This is a genomic window from uncultured Kiloniella sp. (genome assembly GCF_937128705.1).
Taxonomy (GTDB): Bacteria; Pseudomonadota; Alphaproteobacteria; order Kiloniellales; family Kiloniellaceae; genus Kiloniella.
Window position 1 is genome coordinate 1 of sequence record NZ_CAKZMP010000388.1, and the last position, 26513, is coordinate 26513.

Sequence of the window (26513 nt, forward strand, 5' to 3'; positions counted from 1 at the left end):
AAATCTATAACCAGTTTATCACACGCTTTAACTGGGAATCTGGCTCTGCCTTTGGCTTCCTTCTTTTGTTCCTTTCATCTGCGATTGTTTTTGTCGGCTTAAAGTTAAGTCGCCAAACACTTGCTGATACTGTGAAATAAGGAGCTTTGATATGATACCGTCTCTTCCTCAGTCAAAGTTCAGCACACGTCTTTATGCGGCTTATATAACACTGTTTTTTATATATCTGGCGGCACCGCTTGTGGTTGTTGGCGTCTTTGCATTTAACGACAGTCTGTTCCCGTCCATGCCATGGAATGGTTTCACCTTCGACTGGTTTATTGGCACAGAAGATACCCGTATTGGGGTCTTTAATGATGGACAACTTTTGGAATCAATTGGCTATTCCGGGTTTATTGCTATTTGCGTAACATTACTGTCCGTTTTTGTGGGAACCTGTAATGCATTTTTGTTTGAACGCCATACTTTCCCGGGGAAAAATGTTCTCTACATCTTCGCACTGATGCCGTTGGTTATTCCCGGTGTGATATTGGGGATCTCTATCCTGATTTTCACTAACTCGATTGCCAATGGTGTTGAAGACAGCTTCGGACTGGATTTAGATTTTCTGCGCCCAGGTTTGTTTATCGTTATTATGGGGCAGTTTGCTTTTGTAACGACGATCACAACGTTGGTGATTTCTGCTCGCCTTCGAAAATTTGATACCAGCTTGGAAGAAGCTGCGTTGAATTTGGGCGCAACAAAGTGGGAAGCGGTAAAAACGATTACGCTTCCTTTCTTGAAACCTGCAATGGTTGGTGCGGGGATTGTTTGTTTCCTGATGTCTTTTGAGAATTTCAACACAACCCTGATGTTGGTGGGATCGGACTCTCCCCTAACAATCACCATGTTTGACCGCCTGAAACAAGGATCAACCCCTGCATTGAATGCTGTGTCACTGATGTTGATGGTTGTATCCGGTGTTTTGGCTTTGATATCTGTTTTTGTTCAGCGGGATAAAAAGACGGCTGATGACGCGTAAGAATATGGTGCTGAACAGGCATTAAAATATGTCTGTTCACGTGACCTCAAGAGTTATGTGTCGTCCGATCCGAAAGGTCGGCACATAAAAAGGAAGTTGCTCCTCGAGTAACTTACCCCACATGACTTGACCGGGCTTTAATGCCCGGTCTTTTTTTGTATGAAGGTTTTCGGTTAAAGGGTGATATTTCTATATCATTTCTATGTGGCTTTTTTGCTAGGGGGCCATTATGCTGCCTTGGTATAGCCCGTCGAAGGATTGGGGACTGATCTTTGGCGGGGCAATGTTTATATCGTAATAGAGCGTTTTTTATCTGATCAGATAGGTGTGCTGAGTGGGGGCTTGATACCATTGTCTGAAGAGAAAAATTAATTGGGAAGTTTCAGTCCATGGTCGTGCCGTATCGTCCTGTCGTTTCTGACAAAAGAACAGCTTCATTAAAACAGCGTGAACCCGTTATGGGGCGCCGTAGCCTTCTCAAAGGGCTTGCGGGTCTTACGGGTGTCGGTTGCGCATCTTCTCTTTTTCCTTCCCCGGCGATTAGCGCAGAGAAAGAGTTAGAAGTCTTTTCTTGGAAAGGTTATTTCAACCAAGAAATCATAGATGAGTTTAAAAAAGATACAGGTATTCAAATTTACCTGACAGAATATGACAGCAATGATGAAGCGCTCTTGATGCTTAACGCGACCAAGGGGCTGGGTTTTGATCTTGTCTTCCCGTCGTCCTCTTTTTTAACAAACTGGCATCTGGCGAGGGATCTGTTACAGCCAATTGATGAAGGTAAGTTAGACCTTGGCTTTATACATGGCAGTATTCTGTCAAATGCTGAAAATATGGGGACAATTTATAGGGGACGTCGTTATGCACTGCCTTTTGCTTGGGGCTGTGAAGGCATTGTCTTTGATAGCCTGTTAAGAGACTATCAGCCCGGAGAGATCTCTTGGAATGACCAATGGTCCTTTATTAATAAGGGATTTGTCGCGACCCGCCCTGAATCTGCCCTGACGTCGATGGCATTGATGCTTGATGGAACGGGAGAACGATTGGACTCTGCTTATTTAAATGAAGACCTTTCCCGGGAAGTTTTCGGCGAAGCACTTCTTTTTGCCAAAGAACATAAATCGCATGTTCGCCAGTTTTGGCGCGATACCGAAGGTTTGGCATCTGCCTTTACGCTCAACAATTGTGTTGTTGGGCAAGGATGGGGTGGTGCTGCGCACACATTGTGGAAGCAGACAAAGAGCAGGTTTAAATTTTTGGCCCCGAAAGAGGGGGCCCTTGCTTGGCTGGATACTTTGGCAATTCCCGCCGGAAGCACGAATGTTGATCAAGGGTATGAGTTGATCAATTGGCTTTTATCTCCAAAAGGTGCGGGGATGTTTATGGCATCTTCTGGGTATAATTCGGTTGTTAAAGATGCACATAATGAATTGGATTTAGCTGCTCAAGAACGATTTAACTTTTCCTATAATGACGCTAAAGCCATTGATGACCTTTATTGGCTCAAACCTGAACCGGCTTGGTTTCGGGATTTGCGTGATATTTATGTTCGAAAATACGTAGAAGCAGCCTGATTACAAAGGGCTATTATATATTTTTGTTTCAAGACATTGCAGGTAATCCGGGAGATCGCCTCCGGATACTCTTGTGCCCTCCGGGGCAGATGGTGATATATTTTAAATAATTTTTGAAATATTATGTCATTAAATAGGTAAATAAAGTCGTTTTTGTATAAATGGAGAGCAGTCAACAATTTATACTAATTGTATAATGCACAGGGAAAAGGAATTGTGTCATGGCGAATACCATTATCCTTACAGTTATTGGTTCTGATCGGCCGGGGTTGGTTGATGACCTGGCCACGATGGTGAATAAGCATGGCGGTAATTGGCTGGAAAGTAGGATGACTAGGCTATCCAGTAACTTCGCAGGTATCGTTCGCGTTTCTGTCCCCGAAGCGAACCACAAAGCTTTAGAGAGCGATATACAGTCTCTTGGTTGTGCAAACTGTCAGCTCATCATCGAACAAGAAACCAAAGTTGGCTCTGATGAGACCTTGCGTGAACTTAGTCTCGAGATAATTGGTCCAGATCATCCCGGTATTGTTCAAGACATTTCACATGCCTTGGCTGAGAAGAAAATAGGGATCAATGAGATCTCTACAGACTGTCAGGATGGTGCAATGTCTTCTGAGCGCATCTTCAGCGCAGAGATTAATATTGCTATTCCCACATCTATGCCTGTTGACAGTATTCGGGAACAGTTGGAAGAGCTGGCAAACCAGTTGTTTGTTGATATCACCATGGATGATTTACAGGGAACTGTAACACGGATTTAACTGCGTTAGCTATCAAAAGACAGCCCGAGAATTTGGTCCTGAATGCTTAAGGGTTTTCAGGGAGTAACCAGTTGATGGCTGTCTTTTTTTGCTGTTCCAGATATGCATTTGCTTTTGAAAAGTGCTGGTTGCCAAAAAATCCGCGGTGGGCACTTAAGGGCGATGGATGGGGCGATTGTAAAACGAGATGCCGGTCTCGGTCTATGACAGCGCCTTTCTTTTGCGCATAGCTTCCCCAAAGCATGAACACTAACCCGCTATGTTTTTGGTTTAGCGTTTCTATTATTTTATCAGTAAAGATTTCCCAGCCACGGCCTTGATGCGATCCGGCTTTATGCTGTTCAACGGTTAAAACCGAGTTTAACAGTAAGACACCTTGTTCCGCCCAAGAATTGAGATAGCCGTGAGGTGGCTGGCGGATACCAAGATCCTGCTCCATTTCTTTATAGATATTTTTAAGAGAGGGAGGGATCGGAACGTCCGGTTTGACAGAAAAGCACAGCCCGTGTGCTTGACCGGGGCCATGATATGGATCTTGCCCCAGAATAACGATTTTCACGTTATCAACTGGAGTAAGATCAAGGGCTTGGAAAAGCTCGTTACCTTTGGGGAATATAACTTTCTTACTGTCTTTTTGTTGCTTCAAAAAGGCTTTAAGATTCCGCATATAATCTTTGTTGAACTCGGAAAAAAGCGCTTCTTTCCAGCTAGGATCAAGCTTTACTGTGTCTGCTGTTGTATTCATGTCAGGTTTCAGAGTTAATCGATAATTATTTTAGCTTTCCTGCCCTGCTTCAAGCAGCAGTTTTTCCACATCCAAACGTTTGGTGTGTTTGAAAAACTCTTTTGCGATGGGGGAGCTTGGTTCTCTTTTGGCGATAATCATACCGATTTTATTGACAAGCCTTGGTTCTGACAGGGGAATTGCAACGACGCCTTCTAGGTTGCGCAGGACATGGATCAGGCTAATCGGAACAATGCTGGATGTGTTGCCAAATCGCGTTTCATGAAGAAGCTGTGTGATAGAGTTGGTTTGCGTATGTGGCGTGACAAAACAATCGAGTTCCTCAAAGGTTTTATCGATAATACGGCGATATTGCATATCCCTTGTTAAGAGGCTAAGCGGCAACTCGGCAGCTTCTTGCCAGGTTATTGTCTTTGTGCCTTTTAATGGGCCGTCTGCTTTGTGGATAAGGGAGTATTCTTCGTGATAAAGTTCGTGACTTTCGACGTTGGTGCTGAGCTCATCACTCAGATAAGTGACACCGACTTCAAGATCGAATTTTTCCAAGCCTAACTGTATTTCTGCTGAAGAGAGTGACAGAATTGAAACAGTTATATTGGGGTGAGCTTCGCAAAAAGGATTCTTGATCAGCGACATCATTGGCATTGCCGAGGGAATGGCCCCAATTCGTAAATGCCCCGCCAAGCCTTTACTCATTTGACTGAGGGATTGCTTGAGAGTCCGCGCTTCGGCCAGAATACGCTGGGCGATAGTAACAACCAATTCACCTTCGGTGGTCAGTCCCTGGAAGCTGCGCTCACGTTTGACGATTGGAACGCCGAGCTCGTTCTCTAGCTGTCGAATTCGGGCAGAAAAGGCCGGCTGTGAGATGTTGCAATTTTTCGCGGCTCGTCCGAAATGTTTTTCGCGCGCCAGCGCACAGAGTAGTTCCAATTGGCGCAAATCCAAGGTCGTTATCTCCTGTAGTGCAATAGAGTTATATTTTTATTCGTTTTGAGAACTACGGCGTGCCGAATTCCTGACAGAGGGTGTATACAACATATCCCTAAAAGATATAAGGGGATATGTCTTGAAAGCCATTACTCAAAACGGCACAGTCATATAACCTTGGCGACATTAGCTTTATTTTTTTATTTCTTTACCCGTCATCAGGCTCGGTGTTCCAAGTGGGGATGTCATTCCCGATTTCATCATGAAGTGGCGTAGCGGGGCAAAATTTCGCACAGCGGATAGTCCAAGGTCCCTGACCTTGTGAAGAATAGCGCTGTCATTTGAGGCAAACCTGTTAAGGCCATCGGCAGCAGCTAAGCGTGTTACAACATCGAAGCGTCTGGCCCTGTCGTATTCAGCAAGTAACTGACTGTCGCCCAGATCGTTTCCTTTATTATTTTGGTCGATAAGTAGCTCTGCCAAGACGGCAACATCACGTAAGCTCAGATTAAGTCCCTGAGCCGCAATAGGTGGCAGTGCATGTGCTGCTTCAGCAATAAGGGCAAAGCGGTTGGCATGGAAAGAATTACTGAGCATAGCAGATATAGGGAACCCGCCACGTTTTCCAAAAAGCTTTACATTGCCAAGGCGCCCTTTGATCTTCTCTTTCAGTTTTTTTGTGAAGTCCTCTTCGTCCAAAGCGAGCATTTTTTTCGCCAAGGAAGTTTCTTCTACCCAGACGATAGATGATCGTTTACCTGTCATTGGTACGAGAGTGAAAGGGCCAGCTGGAAAATGGGTTTCTGTTGAAACATTTTGGTGCGATTTACTGTGCTCGATGTAACAGGTTATGGCCGTTTGTGGATAGGGCCAAGACATGGATTTGATGCCAACCGCTTTGCGGCTGGGGGAGTTTTTTCCATCAGCACCAATTGTCAATTCTGCTATAGAACGTTGCCCGTTTGACAGGGTGAGGGTATAGCCATTGTCACCTTCTTCCAGTCGTTCCATCTTGGTTGATGTTAGGTGGGTGACGGCGGGCAGTTCCCTTAATCTGTCACATAATGTTCTTCGTAAAACGGCGTTGGGCACATTAAAGCCAAAGGGGCTGTCGTTTATCTCTCTGGAATCAAAATCAGTTGAACTGGGGTATTTCTGTTTCCCCCGCGGCAGATTAACAATGCGCATGACGGTCAGCGCCGTTGCGTGTTCTTCGCATCCGGCCCACGCGCCACAGGCGTTGAGCAGATTTATCGAATTTTGTATGAGCGCAGTGGTACGATTATCTTTTGCATCTTGATAGGCATCTTCGGGCAAAGGCGGTTCTAGGTCGACCAAAAGTGTCTTTATGCCTGCGGTGCCAAGTGCTGCGGCTAAACTTAATCCGGCCAATCCGCCACCAATAATCTGAACCTGATTTGCAAGCGCTGCGGAAGAATTCTGGTCGGTCATGGTCTCTGGCTACACCTGTGCTGAATGCGGAAGGTATTATTTTGTATTCTGAGGTACCCTCAAAGTACCAGTGGTGCAAGGTGTTGTCTTGTCACAGTTTAGAGAATTTTGCGAATTGATAAAAAAATGGGGCCGCTTGTCGTCAAGGGCCCCATTCCTCATTACTTTTATCTTGGTCTTTGTTTAGTCACCAAGCAGACCTTTGATGGCATTTCCAGCACCATCGGCGGCGTCTTTTAGGCCGTCGGAAGCACCAGATGCAGCGTCGCCAACCGTATCGGTTACTGCTGAAGCGCCGCTGGCGGCCCCTTCGGATAGGTCCTGAACGCGACCTTTCACATCTTTTGCAATGCCTTCTAGATCAACAGAGTTAAGCGCGCTGGTGATATTTTTCGTCACTGCGCCAAGGGCTGCTTGTAAAATAACATCCGGGCTTGCACCGTTCCCCCCTTTGCCGATGTCTTTAAGGTGTATGTTGGGCAAATCAACATCAATTGTTTTATCCCCAAGTGGTGCAGCAGCGACAGAAACTTCGCCATCATTCAGGTATAGGTGCTCAACGATGAATTTAGGGCCTGAACCCGCACTGTTGTCGCTGTTATCAGCGCTACTGGTCGTCTGTGCGTTTTCGTTGATTGTGTCGATATTACTTTTTTGCGGGCCGACTTCATAGGTGATGTGTGGGGCCTTGATGCGGATCTCGTTGATAATCACCACATCGCTGGCGATAGACGTTGGATCAACCTTAATTGTGATCTCTTCAAATTTGAAAGCATCGCTTGATTTGAAGCCTTTCGGGTTGCTCATAAGGAAACCGGATAAGCTACCTTCGCCTGTCGTCGGCGAAATAGAGACGTTATCAAGTGTGACTTCTGTCTGGGTCATGTCCGAAGCAACGCTTTCGACAGCGGCTTTAACGATTGAATCCAGTGATGAGTATATGAAAATAACGCCGGCGACGATTAGCACGGCAATTGAAATAAGTGTAATACCGGCAATTTTAATGGTCTTGTTCATAGTTTCAGGCTTCCCCGAGGTTTATCTGATAGGGCACTAAAACATTTGTGACAGCCAAAATCTATAGGTATATGCCGCAAAACTGGTGTCAAATTTGGGGAGGATTTTTGTGAATCCGCGAAAACCAACAAGTTTGCATACAGTAAATATGGTTAACACTTGAAGTAAAAAGGTTAATGAAAGTCGGGGCGTTATCTGAGGCTTTCGAATACCTTTCGGCTGTTGTAATTTTGCCACGATGATTGTTTTAAATAAAAATTGTTAACGAAAAGAATTCATCAAAAATGGCTATATTATGAAAAATAATTATAAATCAATATCTTGTAGTGTTGCTAAGTTTGTTTTTTTTAGGTCTCATTTTTATCACAATAAATATCAGCATTTTTGATTAGTGGGCATAGGGTGCATGCGAAAGTTGCATGGCTTATTATTCTTTATTGTAAGTAAATATGGATAAGTTAAAGTAAAAGTATTTTATAGTTGATGTATTCATGGTGAGTGTAAGTAGTTTGATGTGTTTTTGTCTCTAATTCATGATAAATATTTCTTTGACTCTTTATGTTAATCTCTTGTAAAGATTTGGTCGTAACAAGCGACATAGGGTTGTTTGTTTTTAATTCATCCCCACATCGGGGTACGCTCACAATGATACAGGCTGTGTGGGCACGGGCTTGAAGAAGCTGCTGAAGTGATAAGCTGAGGTACTTAAATGAGACGTGGTTTACGACAGATTAGACGTGTAGGGTATGGGCTACGTGGCCAATTCCGTAACCATTGGTATGGTTTTTCGTCATTTTTGTTTGCACTTGTTATCAGTGCTGGGTTAATTGCACCTGAAGCGCAGCAAAATGCTCTAGCCGTTCAGGTGGCAGAAGATGACTTTATTTCTCCTGTTGATGTGAGGCCTTTGGCGCGTGATTACGCTGTCCTACCCGAATTAGAGCGCCGCCGTCCGACGCCGGCAAGCTATGATACTGAACTAGAGTGTCTGGCACAGAATATTTACTTTGAATCCCGCAGTGAAAATACAAGTGGTAAACGTGCTGTTGCCCATGTTGTTCTTAATCGTGTTGCAAGCAAGCGCTTCCCGTCTACGATATGTGGTGTGGTTCAACAGGGTGGTTCTTCTCGCTTAAACAAGTGCCAATTTTCTTGGTGGTGTGACGGTAAGAAAGACGAAATTAAAGATCAGGCGTCTTGGGAAGAGGCGCAAAAGCTAGCTCGGTATGTGTACTGGGGTGTTTCCAATGATGTTAGTGAAGGTGCCCTTTGGTATCACGCTGATTACGTAAACCCTAAATGGCGTACAGCTTTTGACGAAGGGCCAACTATTGGCCGCCATATTTTCTATCGTGAGAAAACGGATGATTTGGAAGTTGCTTCATTAGACGTAAAGTAGCTTCACGCTGATCCTGAAATAGTAAAAAGCGCCGTTTACGGCGCTTTTTTTGTGAGCGGTTTTCTAGAACACGCTAGATATTTAATTTTTAGACGTGGGTTAAGTTCGTGGGTTAAGTCTTCTGGGTTAAATTTTCTGGGCGTCAAAGATTTCTTTGGCCGAATTTAATCCATTAATGGCCGCAGGTAGTCCGGCGTATACTGCCATTTGCCAGATTGCTTCTGCGATTTCTTTTTTACTCGCGCCGCTTTTAAGCGCGTGCTCGATATTGATTTTTAGCTGGGGCGCTGTATGTCCGCCGAGTACGGTCAATGCAGCTACGGTGCAAATTTGTCGAGTTTTTGCGTCAAGGCCTTCACGACAATAGTGGCGTCCATACCCCCATTCAATCAGGCTTTCTGACATTCCTGGTACTAAATCATCGTAGCGCTCGCTTAATATTTCTTCCAGATTTGGCGTTAGGTTTTGCGCTGCATAATCACGCCCTTTTTGTAATGCGGATTTATCCATTGTTTAATCTTCCTTTTTCAATAAGCCTTTGGTTTGAACTTTAGCTTCCAGCGGAGAGCTTGTTTCCAGACCGTCGCGTTCCATTTTTTCATACAGATCAACTTTGTAATTTAATAAATTAAGACAATCTGAGAGTTCTTCGATCTTTGCCGTGACAATATCCCGTCTGTCTTCGAGCATCTGGCGTCGTTGGTTTGCTGTCTCTGGCCCAACCTCTCGCAAAGCTGCGTATCGGGCCATGTCTTTAACCCCCATACCGGTGGCGCGAAGTTTCTTTAGGAAGGCAATCCAATCTTTAATTGATTCCTGATAAACACGGCGCCCTCCTTGATCTCTTGTTGGATCCGGGATCAGGCCGATTTTCTCATAGTAACGAAGTGTATCTATGGAGAGACCACTCTGGGCTGAAAGCTCACCGATATACATAATTTTTCCTAAGTTGTTTTGCCGTGTGCAGCGGTGTTCTGTGACCACAGCTCTTTTAGAGCATCCCGAGTGCTCCTTTGCTTTGGGGAGAACAAATCAGATGGTAAATTCTGGGGTGCACTCTAGGTCAACAGTGTTTTTATGAAATATATTTAAAAGTGTCAGAAGCTGACGCTGATTCCATTAACAGGGGGAGGGAATGACTTATGAATCTAGCTTATGGTCGTCGATAATTTTTGTCTGACGTTTCTTTTCGACTTTGGAAATTTCTTTTTCTGTCTTTGTCCGGCCGAACTCAACACGGTTATCAGCAGCCTTGGTGGCCTTTTCTTTACGCGCTTTGTTCTTACGCGCTTGCCTTAGATTGATAACATTACTCATGAAATTTTACTGCCTTCTGCATGATGTGTTGCCAGATGCAATTTCCTGTCATTTCTTGTTTCCTAATATGATGTAACCATTTAATGCTTCTGTACCAGAACTTTTTTAAGACCAGATGGAGCCACGATGACCCGCAGTCCAGTATCTGAAAATGATTTTGCCCCAAAAGCGCAGCAAAAACCGTACGTGCATGAACTACATGGTGATCGACGTGAAGATCCCTATGCATGGTTACGGGCAGATAACTGGCAGGAAGTTATGCGACAACCGGATAAACTGGCGCCGGATATTCGCGATTACCTCGAACAGGAAAACGGATACTGCAAAGCCGTGATGGCAGATACGGAAGAGCAGCAAAAATTACTGTTCGAAGAGTTAAAAGGGCGTATTAAGGAAGATGATTCTTCAGTGCCATCGCCGGATGGCCCTTGGCTTTATTATGTGCGGTATGAAGAAGGACAGCAGCACCCCATTTTTTGTCGCAAACCAACAGACGGCCAAGGTGACGAAGTTGTTCTTCTTGATGGTAATGAAAAGGCCGAAGGCAAAGATTTTTTCCAAATCGCCAGTTGCTCACACAGTCCAGACCATCGCTATGTTGCCTATAGTGTCGATGAAAAAGGCTCTGAATATTACACGCTGAGAATCAAGGATCTCACAACCGGATCAGAACTGGAGGATGTGATCGACAGCACCTCTGGTTCTGTCGTTTGGGCAGCAGATAATCAAACGCTGTTTTATACCGTATTGGATGACAACCATCGTCCGTCAAAAGTGTTAAGACACTATCTGGGTGATGATGAAAACCTTGATGTGCTTGTTTATGAAGAAAATGATCCCGGCTTCTTTGTCGGCATCGGGAAAAGTGAGTCCGGCAAGTTTATTCAGATACTGGCGCATGATCACCAAACATCCGAAGTTCATTTGATCCCAGCACAAAGCCCGGCTTTAAAACCCGTTGTTGTTTCTGTACGTGAACCGGGAATTGAGTACGAAGTCAGTGATCATGAAGGGCGTCTTCTCATTCTGACCAACGCCGATGAGGCTGTAGATTTTAAAATCTGTGAAACGTCTTTGGACAACGCGGGGCGAGAAAGCTGGAAGGACCTGGTTGCTCATAAACCCGGCGTTTTGATTTTGAGCTTGCTCGTATTTAAAGATTTTATGGCGAGGTTGGAACGTGTAGAAGGCCTACCAAAAATTATTGTGACGCGCTTTGCTGACAGTCTGGAGCACGAAATTGCTTTTGATGAAGAGGCTTATAGCCTTGGCATGTCCGGCGGATATGAGTTCGATACCAAGACACTACGTTTTAGCTATTCATCACCGTCAACACCCGCGCGTGTGTTCGATTACGATATGGAAAGTCGGGAACGGACATTGCGCAAGGAAGATGAAATTCCAAGCGGGCATAATCCGGATGACTATGTGGTTCGTAGGTTATTAGCACCGTCGCACGATGGTGCACTGGTGCCGATTTCATTGATTCACCGAAAAGATACGGTGCTGGATGGCAAAGCGCCTTTGTTGCTCTATGGCTATGGATCTTATGGAAATGCAATCCCTGCAGGTTTCATGCGCAACAGCTTCTCACTTGTCGATCGTGGCTTTGTCTATGCTATTGCCCATATTCGCGGCGGTACAGATAAAGGCTATGGTTGGTATCTTGATGGTAAAATGGACAAGAAGAAGAATACTTTTATCGATTTTATCGCTGCAGCAGAGCATCTAATTGCCAAGGGCTATACCGCCGCGGGACAGATTGCGGCACATGGTGGCAGCGCTGGTGGTATGTTAATGGGTGTTATCTCTAACATGCGGCCTGATCTCTTCAAGGCGATTGTGGCTGATGTTCCCTTTGTGGACGTGCTGACAACCATGTGTGATGAAACCCTGCCGCTGACGCCGCCGGAATGGCCGGAATGGGGCAATCCTATCGTGGGTAAAGAGGCATACGATTACATTAAATCCTATTCACCCGTGGATAATGTGACGGTACAAGATTATCCAAACATGCTGGTCACTGCCGGGCTAACTGATCCGCGTGTCACCTATTGGGAACCTGCAAAGTGGGTTGCGCGTTTGCGTGAACTTAAAACAGACAGTAATCATCTGATTTTCAAAACCAATATGTCCGCAGGCCACGGTGGTGCTTCCGGCCGTTTTGAGCGTTTGAAAGAAGTTGCCCTGATGGATGCGTTTCTGATCAAGGTGTTTGAGATTTAGGTGATATGCAAAAGAATAGGCGGATATGAGAGTAAAATATTGGTATTTCTTAACAGTTTTTTTCCTCCTTTTTGCGATTTCTGGTGTAAAAGCGGAAGAAAAATCGGAAATTCTGATCGTGGGAGAACTTGTTTATAAAGAGTTCCATGATCCTGGCTATGTGTATTTCCAAACTCAGGAAAACAAGGGAATTGAGGCCGCCTTCTATTATCGATTTATCTCTTTTGAGCAAATTGAGAAATGGATCGTAGGTGAAAAGTTTGAGCGGGTCTTGGATGCAAAGAAGGGGGCCGGAATTCATCGGATGGCAGAGGGCACTTTTTTCAAAGTTGTCTTTGCCCCAGAAGATAATCCGATTGAGCTGCTAGAGAAAGCTTGTCTCGAGACTGCATTGTCAACTTTAGGCATTGCGGGATGTTTTCATCAAAGCGCTGAACGTTGGAACGGAGAGAGTGAGTACCTGTTTGATGAGCTTTCGCAAACCGCCTCAAAAACAGTGTATGCTCAGCTTTCTGATGCACGAAAGAAGTGGTTGGCTTATGAAACAAGTTTGATGGATAGCTTTTACACCTATGGGCAAGAGCAAGGCGGAACTATCATGAGAATTCATAGTGCTTCTCTAAGACGTGAGCTTGCTCGGTCATTCTTTTATCAAACAGTGCGTTTTCTAGAATAGGTGCGGTACAAATTTTAAGTACTAAAAGGGCCAGATTTATTTGATCTGGCCCAAAGTGTAATAGGCTATAATAAACCTGTTACGATCTGTTCGCTGACTTCGCGAATAGCATCTTCAGCACCACTTTCTGATGAAAATGGGTGTGAAGCTGATTTTCCTTCTGCCTTGAAGGTGGTAATAACTTCACCGGTATTTTTATCTGTTAGAGTAACGTCGGCGGTTACATTGTTAGAGCCAGCAAAAACGCCAAACAGCACTCTCGCTGCACCAGATACTTTTTTTGCACCGGAAATTGTGATTTCCAAGTCATACTTTGCTGTTGCGTCATTTTGATTCACGCTTGTAAAAACTTTGCGACTTACGAGTTTTCCAAAAAGGCGATCCTGAAGACGATTTGCAAAATCTTTTGCATCGTCGTCCTGTCCTGTTGAAACGCTCAAATTTGCATAGGCTGTATGATCAATTACAGATGTCGGGGCTACTGTTTGAGTTAACTTCCCGGACGAACTACAAGCTGTGACAAAGAGGGTTAAAAAAAGAGTTATAAGAACTTTTTTAAGCACGATAACGATCCTTACTAATCATCAATATGAATAGAGGGATGTTTGTTCGTTTTGCACTGCCTCTGCAAGTTTTAATTTGATTGTATTCGTCTTAAAGTTGCTTTTTGGAGGGGTGAGAGTACATGGATTTAAACAGAATTCATAAACTGTCGGTGCCAAAAGGAACTTTCTGTATTCGGTGGGGTGTGGTGGCATAGGGCGCAATTAGGTAGTGGCTCATAATCGGGTAAATCAAAATGATGTTTGATCGCTCCGTAGAGACCGCCGTGGGCTGCAACTAAAACCGGGCCGGGGCGATCTATCGCTTTGTTGACGGCTTTTGTTGCGCGTTCAATAAACTCAAGTCTTGTTTCAGCGCCTTCTGGGGTGAATTCACCGTCTTTCCAAGCTTCGAACCAACCATCGTCTACAAGTCCTTCCTGTTTCCCAAAACCTGCCTCTTTAAGCTCATCAATAATGACAATTTCACAGTTGAGGACCTTGTTGAGGATTTTAGCTGTTTCCAAGGCCCGCCCAAGGGGGCTGGCGCAGATGGTTTTAATCTCTGTGCCTTTAATCGCTTCCGCTGCTTCGTAAGCCTGTTTTCGTCCGGTCTCGTTCAGGGGGATATCGGTAAAACCCTGCATCAAACCTTTGGCGTTCCAATCGGTTTGGCCATGACGTATGTAATAGAATTCTTTGTGAAGCAGCATAGAGTGATTCCATTTAAGGTAAAAAAATACCCGGTATTCCAATGAAATACCGGGTAGCAATTAGCCAAAAAATTATAGCTTAAACATATTCAATCTTGACGATTTCATAGCCCTTTTCACCCGCAGGTGTTCTGACTTCGATGGAATCGCCTTCTTCTTTGCCAATCATTGCGCGCGCCATCGGCGACGTAATGGCAATACGGCCAGCTTTTACATCTGCTTCCAGATCGCCAACCAGCTGATAGGTCGATTCTTCGTCAGTATCTTCGTCGGCAATGGTTATTGTGGCACCAAACTTCACGGTTGAACCGCTCATTGTGGCAACGTCAATAACCTCTGCACGGGAAATTCTTGCTTCGAGCTCAAGAACACGACCTTCGATAAAGCTCTGCTTTTCACGGGCGGCGTGGTACTCGGCGTTTTCTGATAGGTCGCCGTGTTCGCGTGCTTCGGCAATCGCGCGAATCACTGCCGGACGTTCGACAACTTTCAGGTTACGAAGCTCTTCTTCAAGGCGGACAAGGCCCTCCTTGGTCATAGGAAACTTTTCACTCATTCGCTTTTCCAGGCGTATTTACAAACAGTTACTCCCGATTCCACCACCGTTTTAGGGCAGAATCGGGAGCCACTTAAATTAGAACGAAGTTTTAAAGTAAGCCTGAAGTGGCTCGACTTCAAGTAGGCCTTCTCTTTTTGCTTTTAAAGCCTCTACCATGGCGCGTGCACCATTGGCCGTTGTGAAGTATGGAACCGAGCTATCAAGGGCGCCACGGCGGATATCAAAACTGTCCGCAATTGCCTTGGCACCTTCGGTTGTATTGATGATCAAGTCAACTTTGCCGGATTTAATATGGTCGGCAATGTTCGGGCGACCTTCGCGAACTTTCAGGGCACGCTCTATTTCCAAACCTTTATCTTGAAGGTGGGTTGCCGTACCGCTGGTTGCGACAATTGTGTAGCCCATATCCAAAAGATCTTTGGCGAGGCCTTCTATAACTTTCTTGTCATGGTCTTTTACAGAGATAAAGACGGTTCCTTCATCGGGAAGATCAATGCCAACGGCCATTTGTGCTTTGAGGAAAGCGCGGCCAAAGGATGTATCCAATCCCATAACTTCGCCTGTTGACCGCATTTCAGGGCCAAGCATGACATCAACACCCGGGAAACGGTTGAAGGGGAAGACCGCTTCTTTAATGGCAATATGATCGCCACGCTCTGTGATTAGGTCGATATTGGCTAGCTTTTCGCCCGCCATGACACGGGAAGCAATTTTGGCGACGGCATTTCCGGTTGCTTTGGCAACAAAAGGTACTGTCCGGCTGGCACGCGGATTTACTTCGAGTATGTAAACAACATCGTCTTTGACCGCGAACTGAACATTCATCAAGCCGACAACATTGAGGGCGAGGGCAAGTTTATGAGCTTGCTCGTTAATCTCGGCAATAATGCTTTTGGACAGACTGTAAGGTGGTAGAGAACAGGCTGAGTCACCAGAGTGAATACCGGCTTCTTCGATGTGTTCCATAATCCCGGCAACAAAGACATCTTTGCCATCACAGATCGCATCAACATCAACTTCGATTGCGTCCTGCAAATACCCGTCAAGAAGGACAGGGTTTTTACCCGATACCTGTACGGCTGTGTTGATGTAGCGTTCCAATTGGCTGGTTTCGTGTATGATTTCCATTGCACGCCCCCCAAGAACATAGGACGGGCGGATAACAACGGGGAACCCAATACGCTCAGCAACGGCAAAGGCTTCTTCTCTGGTTGTTGCTGTACCATTGATCGGTTGGCGCAGGTCAAGCTCTTGCAAGAGCTTTTGGAAGCGTTCGCGATCTTCGGCAAGGTCGATGGCATCCGGAGATGTGCCGAGGATCGGAATACCCGCATCTTCGAGAGCCTGAGACAACTTCAGAGGCGTCTGGCCACCAAACTGTACAATTACACCCTTGAGGGTGCCGTTGCTTTGCTCCTTGCGAGCGATCTCGATAACGTCTTCACCGGTAAGAGGTTCGAAATAGAGACGATCCGAGGTATCGTAATCGGTGGAAACTGTTTCCGGGTTACAGTTGACCATAATGGTCTCGTAACCTGCATCGCTAAGGGCATAGGCCGCGTGGACGCAGCAATAATCAAATTCGATACCTTGACCAATACGGTTCGGGCCGCCACCAAGGATCATGATCTTTTCACGATCGGTTGGATCGGATTCACATTCCGCCGGGTTAACACCGTCGCCTTCGTAGCAAGAGTACATGTAAGGCGTTGTCGAGGGGAACTCACCCGCACATGTATCAATCCGCTTGAAGACCGGGGTGACGTTCAGGCTGTGACGGTGCTTGGTGACGTCTGCTTCTTCCTGGTTGGTCAGTTCTGCAAGACGTGCGTCGGCAAAGCCCATTTTTTTGAGGTTCAAGAAGGATTGACGATCTTTTGGCAGGCCGTTTTCACGAATATCATTTTCCATCAGGACAATGTCTTCGATTTGGCGCACAAACCATGGGTCAAATTTTGTGACGTCAAAGATCTCTTCAACGGTCAAGCCATGACGCAGTGCCTGCGCAATGGTCAGCATTCTGTCTTTTGTTGGTTTAGACAAGAAAGAGCGAACGGTGTCTTTATCAACATTGCCGTCTGCATCAACTGCGCCGGGGATATCAACTTCGTTAAATCCAGTCAGGCCAGTTTCCATGGACCGCAGCGCTTTTTGAACTGATTCAGCAAAGCAGCGTCCGATGGACATTGCTTCACCCACAGATTTCATCGCTGTGGTCAGGTAATCTTCTGCACCCGGGAATTTCTCAAAGGTAAAACGCGGGATCTTGGTGACGACATAGTCAATCGTAGGCTCAAATGATGCCGGGGTAACTTTGGTGATATCGTTTTTAAGCTCATCCAATGTATAACCAATAGCCAGCTTTGCCGCGATCTTGGCAATCGGGAAGCCCGTTGCTTTGGATGCTAGAGCGGAAGAACGAGATACACGTGGGTTCATTTCAATAACCACGAGTTCGCCGTTTTCAGGATTAAGGCCGAACTGTACGTTTGAGCCACCTGTTTCAACACCAATTTCGCGTAGACAGTTGATAGAGGCATCTCTGAGGATTTGGTATTCTTTATCTGTCAGCGTCAGGGCCGGGGCCACAGTAACGGAATCGCCCGTGTGGATGCCCATGGGATCAATGTTTTCGATGGAACAGATAATGATACAGTTGTCAGCATTGTCGCGGACAACTTCCATTTCGTACTCTTTCCACCCCAGGACGGATTGTTCAACGAGAACTTCGGTGGTTGGAGAGGCTTTCAGACCGCTTTTGACAATTTCTTCGAACTCTTCGGGGTTGTACGCAATGCCGCCGCCTGTACCACCTAGGGTGAAAGACGGGCGGATAATTGCGGGAATGCCAACCGTTTCCAGAGCTTCCAGAGCTTCTTCGTATGAATGAACAACGCTGGATCGTGGAGATTTCAGGCCAATTTTTTCCATGGCTGTTCTGAACAGCAAGCGATCTTCGGCTTTTTCAATGACATCAGCCTTCGCGCCGATCATTTCAACGCCGTGTTTGTGCAAAACACCTGAGCGTTCAAGCGCAAGGCTTGTATTCAAGGCTGTTTGACCGCCCATCGTTGGTAAAAGCGCATCGGGTTTTTCTTTCTCGATGATCTTTTCAACAATTTCCGGTGTGATCGGCTCGATATAGGTGGCGTCGGCAAGACCGGGATCGGTCATAATTGTCGCCGGGTTCGAGTTTACCAGAATAACCCGGTAACCTTCTTCGCGTAGCGCTTTACAGGCCTGAGCACCGGAATAGTCAAACTCACAAGCCTGACCGATAATGATCGGCCCCGCGCCGATGATCATGATGGATTTGATGTCTGTTCTTTTAGGCATGGTCTGCTGTACTCATCTTTTGTCTGTTTGCTCTTGCCTTGTGCTGGGCTTTGAGCTGTTCAGCTGTCTTGTTAAAACAATGGCGGCTGCTGTTGAAAGCGCCGCCATTGCAAATTATTTTCGGCGCTCAGCCATAAGATCGCGGAACCGCTTGAACAGGTATTGACTATCCTGTGGTCCGGGCGAAGCCTCTGGGTGGTATTGCACAGAGAACACCGGACGATCTTTCAGACGAATACCTTGGTTGGTATTGTCGAAAAGCGAGATATGTGTCTCTTCAACATTTTCCGGCAGGCTGTCTTTGTCCACCATAAAACCATGGTTCTGACTGGTGATTTCGACCTTGTTCGTGGTGAAATCTTTGACCGGATGGTTTGCGCCACGGTGGCCAAGATGCATTTTCTTGGTGTCAGCGCCAAGGGCAAGTGCAAGGATCTGGTGACCAAGACAGATACCAAAGATTGGCAAGTCTTTCTGGTCAAGAAGCGCTTTTACCATTGGGATGGCGTATACACCTGTTGCCGCAGGGTCGCCCGGTCCATTGGACAGGAAGACGCCATCTGGCTTGTGAGCCAGAATTTCATCTGCAGTAGCATCTGCTGGCACAACGGTTACGCGGCAACCTTGGGAGCTGAGAGAGCGCAGGATATTACGTTTGGCACCAAAATCTACAGCGACAACATGAAACTCGGGATTGTCTTCGTTCTGGTAACCCTCTTCAAGAGTCCAGCGCTTTTCATTCCAGTTTGCTGTCTGGGCACAGGTAACTTCTTTGGCGAGGTCCATACCGTTTAGGCCGGGGAAGTCAGCGGCTTTCTTGCGCAATGCTTCCAGATCAAATTTGCCATCAGCGTGATAGGCTATGCAGCCGTTCGGCGCGCCATTGTCACGGATAAGACGGGTCAGGACACGGGTATCAACACCTGTGATCGCACTGAGGTTGTGAGATTTTAGCCACGCATCAAGATCACGGGTCGCGCGCCAGTTAGAAGGCTGCGTGATATCCATTCGGAGAATGGCGCCGCGTGAAGACGGTGTAATTGTTTCGATGTCTTCGTCATTCGTTCCAACATTCCCGATGTGCGGGAAGGTAAAGGTAATGATCTGTCCAGCATACGAAGGGTCGGTCAGGATTTCCTGATACCCGGTCATAGAGGTGTTGAAGCAAACTTCTGCAACGGCTTCACCTTCTGCGCCCAACCCTCTTCCCCAAAAGACTTGCCCGTTGGCAAGAACGAGGACCGCGGTTGCTCCCGCAGGTTGTTTGCAGGCAGAATCAACAACCCCTGTCTGGGAGACGGAGGTTTCTTTTGATGTCATAATACTCATGGATGAGGCGTCCTTTAGGCAGACGTAATCGTCAGCGATTTAATAGCTGAGGCCTTTGTATAAGCATAAGTGGCTTTTAGGTCAAGAAAAACACGAAAGAAAATATTGTTTAATAACAATCACTTAGAAAGTTTTTAAAACTTTGCCATTTCTTTCTTTTTAGAGTAGGTTCTGGTCCTTTCTAAACTTGTTCGGGGCAAATGATGCTACGTAACAGCTTGAATGATGCTCTCAAAGAAGCTATGCGCAACAAAGATAAGCAAGCGATATCAACGCTTAGGCTTATTTTAGCTGCTTTAAAAGACCGCGATATCGCGGCGCGTGGCGAGGGGAGTGATCCTATCGGCGAGGAAGCTGTTCTGGAAATGCTCCAGAAAATGATTCGCCAAAGAAGAGATTCGATTGAAATGTACGAGAAGGCTGGTCGTACAGAACTCGCAGAACGCGAACAGAGTGAGATTGAGATCATCGAAAAATTTCTTCCGAAGCAGATGTCTTCTGAAGAAATAGAAAAGATTGTCGAAGATCTTATTGCTGAGCTTGGGGCGGATTCCATTAAAGATATGGGAAAAGTTATGGGCGCGCTTAAATCTAAGTATGCGGGCACAATGGATTTTGGTAAAGCCAGCGGTGTTGTAAAAACCAAACTGGTTTAAATCTGCCAAAAGCTGATTATATGTAAACAGAACTCATGGGATGCTATGGGTTCTGTTTTCTTTTTCACTGCTGTGATAAGCTATCTTTCAGATCAAGGTACATGTTGGTTTGGGAACACGCCCCTCAATGTCATTCACGCCTGAGTTTTTAGATGAACTGCGCGCACGTGTGCCGGTTTCCGGTGTGGTTGGGCGCAAGGTAAAACTTACCAAACGCGGTCGGGAATTCAGCGGCCTCTGCCCGTTCCATAATGAAAAAACTCCTTCATTCACTGTCAATGATGATAAGGGATTCTATCATTGCTTCGGCTGTGGTGCCCATGGGGACGTTATTACCTTTGTTACCGAGACAGAGGGCCTTTCTTTTCCGGAGTCTGTAGAACGCCTTGCTGAACAGGCTGGCTTGCAGGTGCCAAAAGCCACGAAAGAAGAGGCAGAGAGATCGAAAAAGCGCGCCAGCCTTTATGATGTGATGGAAGAAGTCGCCAAGTGGTTCGAAGAACAACTGGCAGGCGATGCAGGTAAAGAAGCGCGTGATTACGTTAATCGTCGCGGTTTGAGGCCGGAAACCGTCAGTCGTTTTCGTCTTGGTTATTCCCCCAATCAACGGGGCTTGATCCGCAAAGCTATGAACGCGCGCGGGATTGACGACGAACAGCTGGTCGATGTCGGTGTGATCAAACATAGTGATGAGGATAAACGTACTGATGGAAATGAGTACTGGGATTATTTCATCCATCGCCTGATGTTCCCAATTACAGATCGCCGTGGTCGAATTATTGCTTTCGGTGGACGTGCCTTGGGGGACAGCAAAGCCAAATATCTGAACTCACCGGATACGATTCTCTTCCATAAAGGCAAGATTCTTTACAATCTGGCAAGTGCACGGCAAGCCGCTCATGATTTGGGCGAGGTTATTGTGACCGAGGGGTATATGGATGTTATTGCCCTGTCGCAAGCTGGTTTTCCATCGGCTGTTGCGCCCTTGGGAACGGCGGTAACCGAAGACCAGATACAGGAACTTTGGCGCATGGTGCCGGAACCTGTGTTGTGTCTGGATGGTGATACTGCGGGTATTCGTGCGGCGAATAGAGTGGTAGAACGGGCTTTGCCCATTATCCAGCCGGGAAAATCGCTTAGCTTTGCGACCTTGCCCGAAGGAGAAGATCCGGACAGCCTTATTCAGACACAAGGCCCTGCACAGATGCGGGAAGTTCTACGCACGGCAAAGCCCTTGTCAGAAATGCTGTGGCGAAAAACGACCATGGGCGTAGATATTGAAACACCTGAACGGCGCGCCGCCTTAAAGGCCGAGCTGCGCAGGCAGTTCAGTGTGATCACCGATAAGGACTTGAAGTTCGAGTATCAAAAGGAAATGTTCCGGCGATTTGATGAGCTGACGGGCGTAAAAAATAAAGGTTCCGCGCAGCCTGTGGTCCAGGGGTATAATCAGGGCTTTAATCAAGGGGGCGGCGGTTATGGCGGAAATAGCTCTCAAGGATATAACAAGCCCTATAAAAAACAGGCCGGACGCAAGCAGAATCGCAACGGCCAGTGGGGGAAGAAGGATTCGTTTGAATTGGACCCGCGTATCCCCCGACCGAATTTACCTGCGAGAAAATTAGCGCAGCGACAGGAACAGGTTTTACTGGCGACGTTGATCAATCACCCGAACGTTTTGTCCAAACAGCTAGAGGATCTGGCGAGTTTGAGGCTTCCAAGCGAGGCGTATAACAGGGTGTTACAAGATCTCGTGGATGTTATTGTTCGAGACCCAGATCTTGACAGAGAGGCACTTAAATGCCAACTCTGCGATAAGGGATATTCTCGACTAATGGATGAACTCTTGAGTCCTGCTGTTATGGATCACGGAAAATTTGCGCGACCGGCAACGGACAGCTACGCAGCTGAGCACGGTGTGACGCATATAGCGGCTATGTTCCGCGAGAAACAGGCAGAACAGGAAAAAGGTGTTCACAGCCGCGAATTTGCGGCGAATATGGACGAAACGGGATTGACTCAGCTAGAGGCGCACAAGCAACTCCGGCAAGAGACATCCGGTATAGCTATTGATTTGGATAGTTATGACCCGGATGCCTATGAAGACAGTCACTAAGCGTTACGAGAGAGCACGTTGGCTAATTAATAGAATCGGCTAGCGTGCTAAATTGCTATTTGGGGTACAAGGTTATATGGCGACCAAGGCGACCGAAACCGCTGAAAAAAGCACGGAAAATCGGGAAGAAACTTCCGACGGACCTCTAATGGATATTACATCCGCGACTGTCAAAAAGATGATCGCGAAGGCAAAAGAAGTTGGCTATGTCACTTATGACGAGCTCAACAAGGTTTTGCCATCTGATGAGATGTCATCCGAGCAGATCGAAGACATCATGGCCCTTCTTTCCGAGATGGGTATTAATGTCGTCGAAAACGAAGAATCAGACGAAGCCGTAGACGAAGAAGCGAAACCCGATGAAGTTGTTGTCGGTAACGTAAAGGAAGAGGACGCCGGACGTACCGATGATCCTGTTCGTATGTATCTTCGTGAAATGGGCACTGTTGAATTGCTGTCTCGCGAAGGCGAGATCGCGATTGCGAAGCGTATCGAAGCTGGCCGGGATAAAATGATCGGCGGGATTTGCGAAAGCCCGCTGACAATTCGCTCCTTACTTCACTGGCGCGAAGGCCTGATTCAGGGTGATCTTCTGCTCAGAGACATTATTGATCTAGACGCTACTTATGGCGGCGGGCCAAACGACGATGATATCGCGTTTGAAGAATCCGGCGCAGGCGAAAAGACAGATGTCGAAGATGAAATCGTCAGCCAGCCTGGTGAAAAAGTTGCTGACGACGATGATGAAGACAAGCCCGCACCAGCCGAAGGTGAGGAAGCCTCTGCTGAAAGTGGTGAAGACGACGACGATGACGGCGAAGAGAACAACATGTCTCTTGCTGCCATGGAAGAAGCTTTGCTGCCACAGGTTCTCGAGATGCTCGAAAACATTGCAGGGCATCAACAGAAGCTGAGTAAAGTTCAGGAAAAACGCCTGACATCCTTGCTTGCCGGTGACAAGGTGCCGGACGCTGTAGAGAAAAAATACAGCAAGATGAAGCAGGAAATGATCGAGCTTATGGAAGGGGTTCACTTTAACTCTAACCGTCTTGAACAGCTTATGGATCAGCTTTACGGCTTGAACAAAAACCTGATGTCTCAAGAAGGTAAGCTTCTGCGTCTGGCTGAAAAGTCTGGTGTGGCGCGTCAGGAATTCCTCGATACCTATTTCGGTAGTGAGCTTCACCCGAACTGGCTCGAAGAAATTAAAAGTTACAAAGGCAAGGGCTGGGATAAATTCGCAGACCGTTATGCGGAAGATATCACCAAAATTCGTGGTAGCATTTCCAAGGTTGCCGATGATGTTGGTTTGCCAATTCCTGAATTCCGCAAGACTGTTAAAGTCGTGCAGACCAGTGAAAAAGAAGCCAGCCGTGCCAAGACAGAAATGGTCGAAGCCAACCTGCGTCTTGTGATCTCTATTGCCAAGAAGTACACGAACCGTGGTCTTCAATTCCTGGATCTTATTCAGGAAGGTAATATTGGTTTGATGAAGGCGGTGGACAAGTTTGAATACCGTCGTGGTTACAAATTCTCGACTTACGCGACTTGGTGGATCCGTCAGGCCATTACCCGCTCTATCGCGGATCAGGCCCGGACAATCCGTATTCCGGTTCATATGATTGAAACCATCAATAAGCTGGTTCGTACCAGCCGTCAGATGCTTCATGAAATTGGCCGTGAGCCGCAGCCGGAAGAATTGGCAGAACGTCTGGGCATGCCGCTTGAAAAAGTGCGCAAGGTCCTGAAGATTGCCAAAGAGCCTATTTCGCTTGAAACCCCAATCGGGGACGAGGAAGACAGTCATCTCGGTGATTTCATCGAAGATAAAAACGCTGTTATTCCACTTGATTCTGCGATCCAGTCTAACCTGCGCGAAACCACGACCCGTGTTCTCGCCAGCTTGACCCCACGTGAAGAGCGTGTGCTGCGCATGCGTTTTGGTATCGGCATGAACACCGACCATACGTTGGAAGAAGTGGGGCAGCAGTTCTCGGTAACACGTGAACGTATTCGTCAGATCGAAGCGAAAGCACTGCGTAAGCTCAAGCATCCAAGTCGTTCGCGCAAACTGCGTAGTTTCTTGGATACCTGATAAAGGCGTAAAGATATTACTGGGACCTGATGATGGCTGAAAATCCACTTCGGGGATCAGATGAAAAGTTAGAGGCGTTCTGGAAAAGCTGTTGGGATTATATCCCGGCAGAAGACCGGAACGCCTCTTTTTCATCATGGTTCTTTGGTGATAGTGCAGAGTTGGCAGATGATCTGTTAGCCTTGGTTCTCGAGGGAAAGAAAACGGCGACCTGTGGGGCGTTGTTTGATTATGAGCACGATAACGAAGACCCACCCGAGCAGGGGAGTTATCACATCCTGACAGATTTTGCAGGAATGCCTCGTTGTTTGATTCAAATGACGTCTGTTTCTCTGGCTGCTTTCTGTGATGTTTCAGAGGAATTTGCGTTGGCAGAAGGTGAGGGAACCTTTGCAGAATGGCGGCGTGCACATCAGGAATTTTTCACTCGCCGTGCAGAGGCAACAGGGAACAGTTTCAACAAAGATACCCTATTGGTGCTTGAACGTTTCAAGTTGATCTATCCGGTAAAATAACGACTATAGTCGTTTCATTTGATACTTGTTTTGCACAAAGTTCTCCGTCATGTAACTAAGCACATGTAACTAAATTATAGAACAGCGTTACAGAAGTACACGGCAAAGCCTGTATTCAAACGGGATGAAAAGCCGGTAATAACGGGGCGAACAATAGAGAGGTAAAGATGGATATCACACTTTTGGGGACGGGCTGTCCGGCGGTACATACGGAACGCTATGGAGCAGGACAATTGATCCGCCATACCAGTGCCGATGGAACCACCGAAATCCTGATCGATTGTGGTTCCGGCGTGACGCAGCGTCTTGTTGGCACAGGATCGTCCGGGGCCAAGCTGGATGCCATTTTACTCACGCACCTGCATTCTGATCATGTGATTGATATCTATCAGGTGATTGTCTCTGCCTGGCATCAGGGGCGGACAACACCACAACGGATCTATGGGCCCACGGGAACGCGCAAGTTTGTTGAAGGCCTGATGGCGGTCTGGAAAGAAGAACTGGACCTGCGCATTAAGCACGAAAAACGCCCCTCGACAGCCGCCTTGGAACTGGATATTACCGAGATTAAAGCGGGTGAGCGCCTCCAATTCGGAGAAGTCACCGTTGATGTCGTTGCTGTGGATCATCAACCTATTGATCCCGCTTTTGGCTTTGTCTTTGCTGCACCCAAAGAAAGTGGAAAGGGTAAAGGCGCAACCAAGATCGCATTGTCTGGGGATACCACCTATTGCCCGGCCCTGATCAAGGCGGCTAAAGGCGTTGATCTCTTGGTACATGAAGTCTTTGTGCATCGGGAAATGCACGTGGTTGAAGGCGTACGTTCTGCCGAGACCATCGCAGCCGTTGCGGGCTACCATACTTTGTCAGACGAAGTCGGGAAGGTGGCAAGCGAAGCTGACGTTGGCTGTCTGCTCTTGACCCATATCGTCCCGCCAAACAGCAACCGCGATGAACTCCTTGCCGAAGTTCAGAAGTCATTCGACGGCCCCGTTTTAGTTGGCGAAGACCTGATGCGGGTTGACCCCGTTAGCAAATCTGTCTCCTACGGTGCCGCACGACTTTCCTACGCATGATACACGGGTGTACCATTTTGTTTATGTGTGTCTATGATGCAAAGCGTGATATTCATTACCTGTCATTAAGCTCAATATTTGGTGGGTAAATTAATCAAGTCGAAAATTTTTATAATTCTGTTACAGAATCGAACATTTAACACTTGAAGATTCCGAGCGCCTGAGCAACATTAGGCGCTCAAGTGGGCCTGTAGTTCAGTTGGTTAGAACCCTCCGCTCATAACGGAGATGTCGCAGGTTCAAGTCCTGCCGGGCCCACCAAATATTTTTTTATTATGCTAAAGGTATTATTAAGGAGATCCGCTCCTCTAATACGAATAACCTCACTGTTTATTAGTAACTATTGAGTTTAAAAAAAGACCAATTAAAATTATCCCTAAGATTGATTCAAGAGAGATTAAAAGGCGCGAAGTATCTGTTACTGGGACAATATCACCATACCCTAATGTCGTAAT

The 26513-nt window shown here is 46.7% G+C and carries 24 protein-coding genes and 1 tRNA gene; 12 read left to right on the forward strand and 13 right to left on the reverse strand.

What is annotated here, in order from left to right; translation table 11 throughout:
• Positions 1-151 precede the first annotated feature (151 nt).
• From Q0241_RS20235 to Q0241_RS20245, 3 genes are all read left to right on the forward strand, one after another.
• Complete coding sequence (locus tag Q0241_RS20235; protein ID WP_299380892.1) at positions 152-1021, forward strand: ABC transporter permease; 870 nt, start codon at positions 152-154, stop codon at positions 1019-1021.
• Positions 1022-1410: 389 nt separating this feature from the next.
• A complete protein-coding gene (locus tag Q0241_RS20240; RefSeq protein ID WP_299380893.1) occupies positions 1411-2595 on the forward strand; it encodes an extracellular solute-binding protein in 1185 nt (394 codons plus the stop codon).
• A 221-nt stretch (positions 2596-2816) separates the two neighbouring features.
• Positions 2817-3359: an ACT domain-containing protein gene (locus tag Q0241_RS20245; RefSeq protein WP_299380894.1), complete on the forward strand. Its 543-nt coding sequence runs from the start codon at positions 2817-2819 to the stop codon at positions 3357-3359.
• Positions 3360-3405: 46 nt separating this feature from the next.
• On the opposite strand, the gene ung is transcribed toward Q0241_RS20245, so the two are convergent.
• From ung to Q0241_RS20265, 4 genes are all read right to left on the reverse strand, one after another.
• Positions 3406-4104, reverse strand: a complete 699-nt coding sequence (gene ung, locus Q0241_RS20250) for a uracil-DNA glycosylase (RefSeq protein ID WP_299380895.1) — start codon at positions 4102-4104, stop codon at positions 3406-3408.
• 30 nt (positions 4105-4134) lie between these two features.
• On the reverse strand, positions 4135-5052 hold the full coding sequence (locus Q0241_RS20255; RefSeq protein WP_299380896.1) for a LysR family transcriptional regulator: 918 nt from the start codon (positions 5050-5052) through the stop codon (positions 4135-4137).
• Between the two features lie 174 nt (positions 5053-5226).
• A complete protein-coding gene (locus tag Q0241_RS20260) occupies positions 5227-6486 on the reverse strand; it encodes an FAD-dependent monooxygenase (RefSeq protein WP_299380897.1) in 1260 nt (419 codons plus the stop codon).
• A gap of 183 nt (positions 6487-6669) precedes the next feature.
• Positions 6670-7503, reverse strand: coding sequence for an AsmA family protein (locus tag Q0241_RS20265; RefSeq protein ID WP_299380898.1), 834 nt, complete (start codon positions 7501-7503; stop codon positions 6670-6672).
• Between the two features lie 709 nt (positions 7504-8212).
• On the opposite strand from Q0241_RS20265, the gene Q0241_RS20270 reads away from it, so the two are divergent.
• A complete protein-coding gene (locus Q0241_RS20270; protein ID WP_299380899.1) occupies positions 8213-8902 on the forward strand; it encodes a cell wall hydrolase in 690 nt (229 codons plus the stop codon).
• A gap of 126 nt (positions 8903-9028) precedes the next feature.
• Here the strand turns inward: Q0241_RS20270 and Q0241_RS20275 are convergent, their stop codons facing one another.
• From Q0241_RS20275 to Q0241_RS20285, 3 genes are all read right to left on the reverse strand, one after another.
• On the reverse strand, positions 9029-9412 hold the full coding sequence (locus Q0241_RS20275) for a carboxymuconolactone decarboxylase family protein (RefSeq protein WP_299380900.1): 384 nt from the start codon (positions 9410-9412) through the stop codon (positions 9029-9031).
• 3 nt (positions 9413-9415) lie between these two features.
• On the reverse strand, positions 9416-9838 hold the full coding sequence (locus Q0241_RS20280; protein ID WP_299380901.1) for a MerR family transcriptional regulator: 423 nt from the start codon (positions 9836-9838) through the stop codon (positions 9416-9418).
• Between the two features lie 204 nt (positions 9839-10042).
• Positions 10043-10219 carry a DUF4169 family protein gene (locus tag Q0241_RS20285; protein WP_299380902.1) on the reverse strand — a complete coding sequence of 59 codons (177 nt, stop codon included), beginning with the start codon at positions 10217-10219 and terminating at the stop codon, positions 10043-10045.
• A 126-nt stretch (positions 10220-10345) separates the two neighbouring features.
• Here Q0241_RS20285 and Q0241_RS20290 point away from each other — a divergent pair, with 126 nt between their 5' ends.
• Both Q0241_RS20290 and Q0241_RS20295 read left to right on the forward strand, forming a co-directional pair.
• Complete coding sequence (locus tag Q0241_RS20290) at positions 10346-12445, forward strand: S9 family peptidase (RefSeq protein WP_299380903.1); 2100 nt, start codon at positions 10346-10348, stop codon at positions 12443-12445.
• Positions 12446-12470: 25 nt separating this feature from the next.
• Positions 12471-13121, forward strand: a complete 651-nt coding sequence (locus Q0241_RS20295) for a hypothetical protein (protein ID WP_299380904.1) — start codon at positions 12471-12473, stop codon at positions 13119-13121.
• Positions 13122-13186: 65 nt separating this feature from the next.
• Here Q0241_RS20295 and Q0241_RS20300 read toward each other — a convergent pair whose 3' ends face one another.
• The 5 genes from Q0241_RS20300 to carA all read right to left on the reverse strand — a co-directional run bounded on the left by Q0241_RS20300 (position 13187) and on the right by carA (position 19591).
• Complete coding sequence (locus tag Q0241_RS20300; RefSeq protein WP_299380905.1) at positions 13187-13684, reverse strand: DUF4410 domain-containing protein; 498 nt, start codon at positions 13682-13684, stop codon at positions 13187-13189.
• A gap of 128 nt (positions 13685-13812) precedes the next feature.
• Entirely contained in the window at positions 13813-14376 is a 564-nt protein-coding gene (locus Q0241_RS20305; RefSeq protein ID WP_299380906.1) for a histidine phosphatase family protein, read from the reverse strand.
• Between the two features lie 79 nt (positions 14377-14455).
• Positions 14456-14932: a transcription elongation factor GreA gene (gene greA, locus Q0241_RS20310; protein WP_299380907.1), complete on the reverse strand. Its 477-nt coding sequence runs from the start codon at positions 14930-14932 to the stop codon at positions 14456-14458.
• A gap of 78 nt (positions 14933-15010) precedes the next feature.
• On the reverse strand, positions 15011-18271 hold the full coding sequence (gene carB, locus Q0241_RS20315) for a carbamoyl-phosphate synthase large subunit (RefSeq protein WP_299380908.1): 3261 nt from the start codon (positions 18269-18271) through the stop codon (positions 15011-15013).
• A 114-nt stretch (positions 18272-18385) separates the two neighbouring features.
• Positions 18386-19591 carry a glutamine-hydrolyzing carbamoyl-phosphate synthase small subunit gene (carA, locus tag Q0241_RS20320; RefSeq protein WP_299380914.1) on the reverse strand — a complete coding sequence of 402 codons (1206 nt, stop codon included), beginning with the start codon at positions 19589-19591 and terminating at the stop codon, positions 18386-18388.
• A gap of 212 nt (positions 19592-19803) precedes the next feature.
• On the opposite strand from carA, the gene Q0241_RS20325 reads away from it, so the two are divergent.
• The 6 genes from Q0241_RS20325 to Q0241_RS20350 all read left to right on the forward strand — a co-directional run bounded on the left by Q0241_RS20325 (position 19804) and on the right by Q0241_RS20350 (position 26319).
• On the forward strand, positions 19804-20256 hold the full coding sequence (locus tag Q0241_RS20325) for a GatB/YqeY domain-containing protein (RefSeq protein WP_299380909.1): 453 nt from the start codon (positions 19804-19806) through the stop codon (positions 20254-20256).
• Positions 20257-20383: 127 nt separating this feature from the next.
• Entirely contained in the window at positions 20384-22372 is a 1989-nt protein-coding gene (gene dnaG, locus Q0241_RS20330; RefSeq protein WP_299380910.1) for a DNA primase, read from the forward strand.
• 76 nt (positions 22373-22448) lie between these two features.
• The gene (rpoD, locus tag Q0241_RS20335) at positions 22449-24467 is read left to right on the forward strand and encodes an RNA polymerase sigma factor RpoD (protein WP_299380911.1); all 2019 of its coding nucleotides are present in this window, start codon (positions 22449-22451) and stop codon (positions 24465-24467) included.
• Between the two features lie 32 nt (positions 24468-24499).
• Positions 24500-24982: an ASCH domain-containing protein gene (locus tag Q0241_RS20340; protein ID WP_299380912.1), complete on the forward strand. Its 483-nt coding sequence runs from the start codon at positions 24500-24502 to the stop codon at positions 24980-24982.
• 167 nt (positions 24983-25149) lie between these two features.
• On the forward strand, positions 25150-26058 hold the full coding sequence (locus Q0241_RS20345) for an MBL fold metallo-hydrolase (RefSeq protein WP_299380913.1): 909 nt from the start codon (positions 25150-25152) through the stop codon (positions 26056-26058).
• 184 nt (positions 26059-26242) lie between these two features.
• Positions 26243-26319 (forward strand) — tRNA-Ile (locus tag Q0241_RS20350).
• 62 nt (positions 26320-26381) lie between these two features.
• On the opposite strand, the gene Q0241_RS22625 is transcribed toward Q0241_RS20350, so the two are convergent.
• Positions 26382-26513, reverse strand: a complete 132-nt coding sequence (locus Q0241_RS22625; RefSeq protein WP_366941208.1) for a potassium channel family protein — start codon at positions 26511-26513, stop codon at positions 26382-26384.

What these genes read in the sequence shown, in the direction of transcription:
- ung (WP_299380895.1), bottom strand. Translation starts at nt 4,104, where the DNA reads ATGAATACAACAGCAGACACAGTAAAGCTTGATCCTAGCTGGAAAGAA.
- carA (WP_299380914.1), bottom strand. Translation starts at nt 19,591, where the DNA reads ATGACATCAAAAGAAACCTCCGTCTCCCAGACAGGGGTTGTTGATTCT.
- Q0241_RS20295 (WP_299380904.1), top strand. Translation starts at nt 12,471, where the DNA reads ATGAGAGTAAAATATTGGTATTTCTTAACAGTTTTTTTCCTCCTTTTT.
- dnaG (WP_299380910.1), top strand. Translation starts at nt 20,384, where the DNA reads ATGTCATTCACGCCTGAGTTTTTAGATGAACTGCGCGCACGTGTGCCG.
- Q0241_RS20290 (WP_299380903.1), top strand. Translation starts at nt 10,346, where the DNA reads ATGACCCGCAGTCCAGTATCTGAAAATGATTTTGCCCCAAAAGCGCAG.
- greA (WP_299380907.1), bottom strand. Translation starts at nt 14,932, where the DNA reads ATGAGTGAAAAGTTTCCTATGACCAAGGAGGGCCTTGTCCGCCTTGAA.
- carB (WP_299380908.1), bottom strand. Translation starts at nt 18,271, where the DNA reads ATGCCTAAAAGAACAGACATCAAATCCATCATGATCATCGGCGCGGGG.
- Q0241_RS20275 (WP_299380900.1), bottom strand. Translation starts at nt 9,412, where the DNA reads ATGGATAAATCCGCATTACAAAAAGGGCGTGATTATGCAGCGCAAAAC.
- Q0241_RS20270 (WP_299380899.1), top strand. Translation starts at nt 8,213, where the DNA reads ATGAGACGTGGTTTACGACAGATTAGACGTGTAGGGTATGGGCTACGT.
- Q0241_RS20240 (WP_299380893.1), top strand. Translation starts at nt 1,411, where the DNA reads ATGGTCGTGCCGTATCGTCCTGTCGTTTCTGACAAAAGAACAGCTTCA.
- Q0241_RS20265 (WP_299380898.1), bottom strand. Translation starts at nt 7,503, where the DNA reads ATGAACAAGACCATTAAAATTGCCGGTATTACACTTATTTCAATTGCC.
- Q0241_RS20260 (WP_299380897.1), bottom strand. Translation starts at nt 6,486, where the DNA reads ATGACCGACCAGAATTCTTCCGCAGCGCTTGCAAATCAGGTTCAGATT.
- Q0241_RS20345 (WP_299380913.1), top strand. Translation starts at nt 25,150, where the DNA reads ATGGATATCACACTTTTGGGGACGGGCTGTCCGGCGGTACATACGGAA.
- Q0241_RS20340 (WP_299380912.1), top strand. Translation starts at nt 24,500, where the DNA reads ATGGCTGAAAATCCACTTCGGGGATCAGATGAAAAGTTAGAGGCGTTC.
- Q0241_RS20280 (WP_299380901.1), bottom strand. Translation starts at nt 9,838, where the DNA reads ATGTATATCGGTGAGCTTTCAGCCCAGAGTGGTCTCTCCATAGATACA.
- Q0241_RS20245 (WP_299380894.1), top strand. Translation starts at nt 2,817, where the DNA reads ATGGCGAATACCATTATCCTTACAGTTATTGGTTCTGATCGGCCGGGG.
- Q0241_RS20325 (WP_299380909.1), top strand. Translation starts at nt 19,804, where the DNA reads ATGCTACGTAACAGCTTGAATGATGCTCTCAAAGAAGCTATGCGCAAC.
- rpoD (WP_299380911.1), top strand. Translation starts at nt 22,449, where the DNA reads ATGGCGACCAAGGCGACCGAAACCGCTGAAAAAAGCACGGAAAATCGG.
- Q0241_RS20305 (WP_299380906.1), bottom strand. Translation starts at nt 14,376, where the DNA reads ATGCTGCTTCACAAAGAATTCTATTACATACGTCATGGCCAAACCGAT.
- Q0241_RS20285 (WP_299380902.1), bottom strand. Translation starts at nt 10,219, where the DNA reads ATGAGTAATGTTATCAATCTAAGGCAAGCGCGTAAGAACAAAGCGCGT.
- Q0241_RS20235 (WP_299380892.1), top strand. Translation starts at nt 152, where the DNA reads ATGATACCGTCTCTTCCTCAGTCAAAGTTCAGCACACGTCTTTATGCG.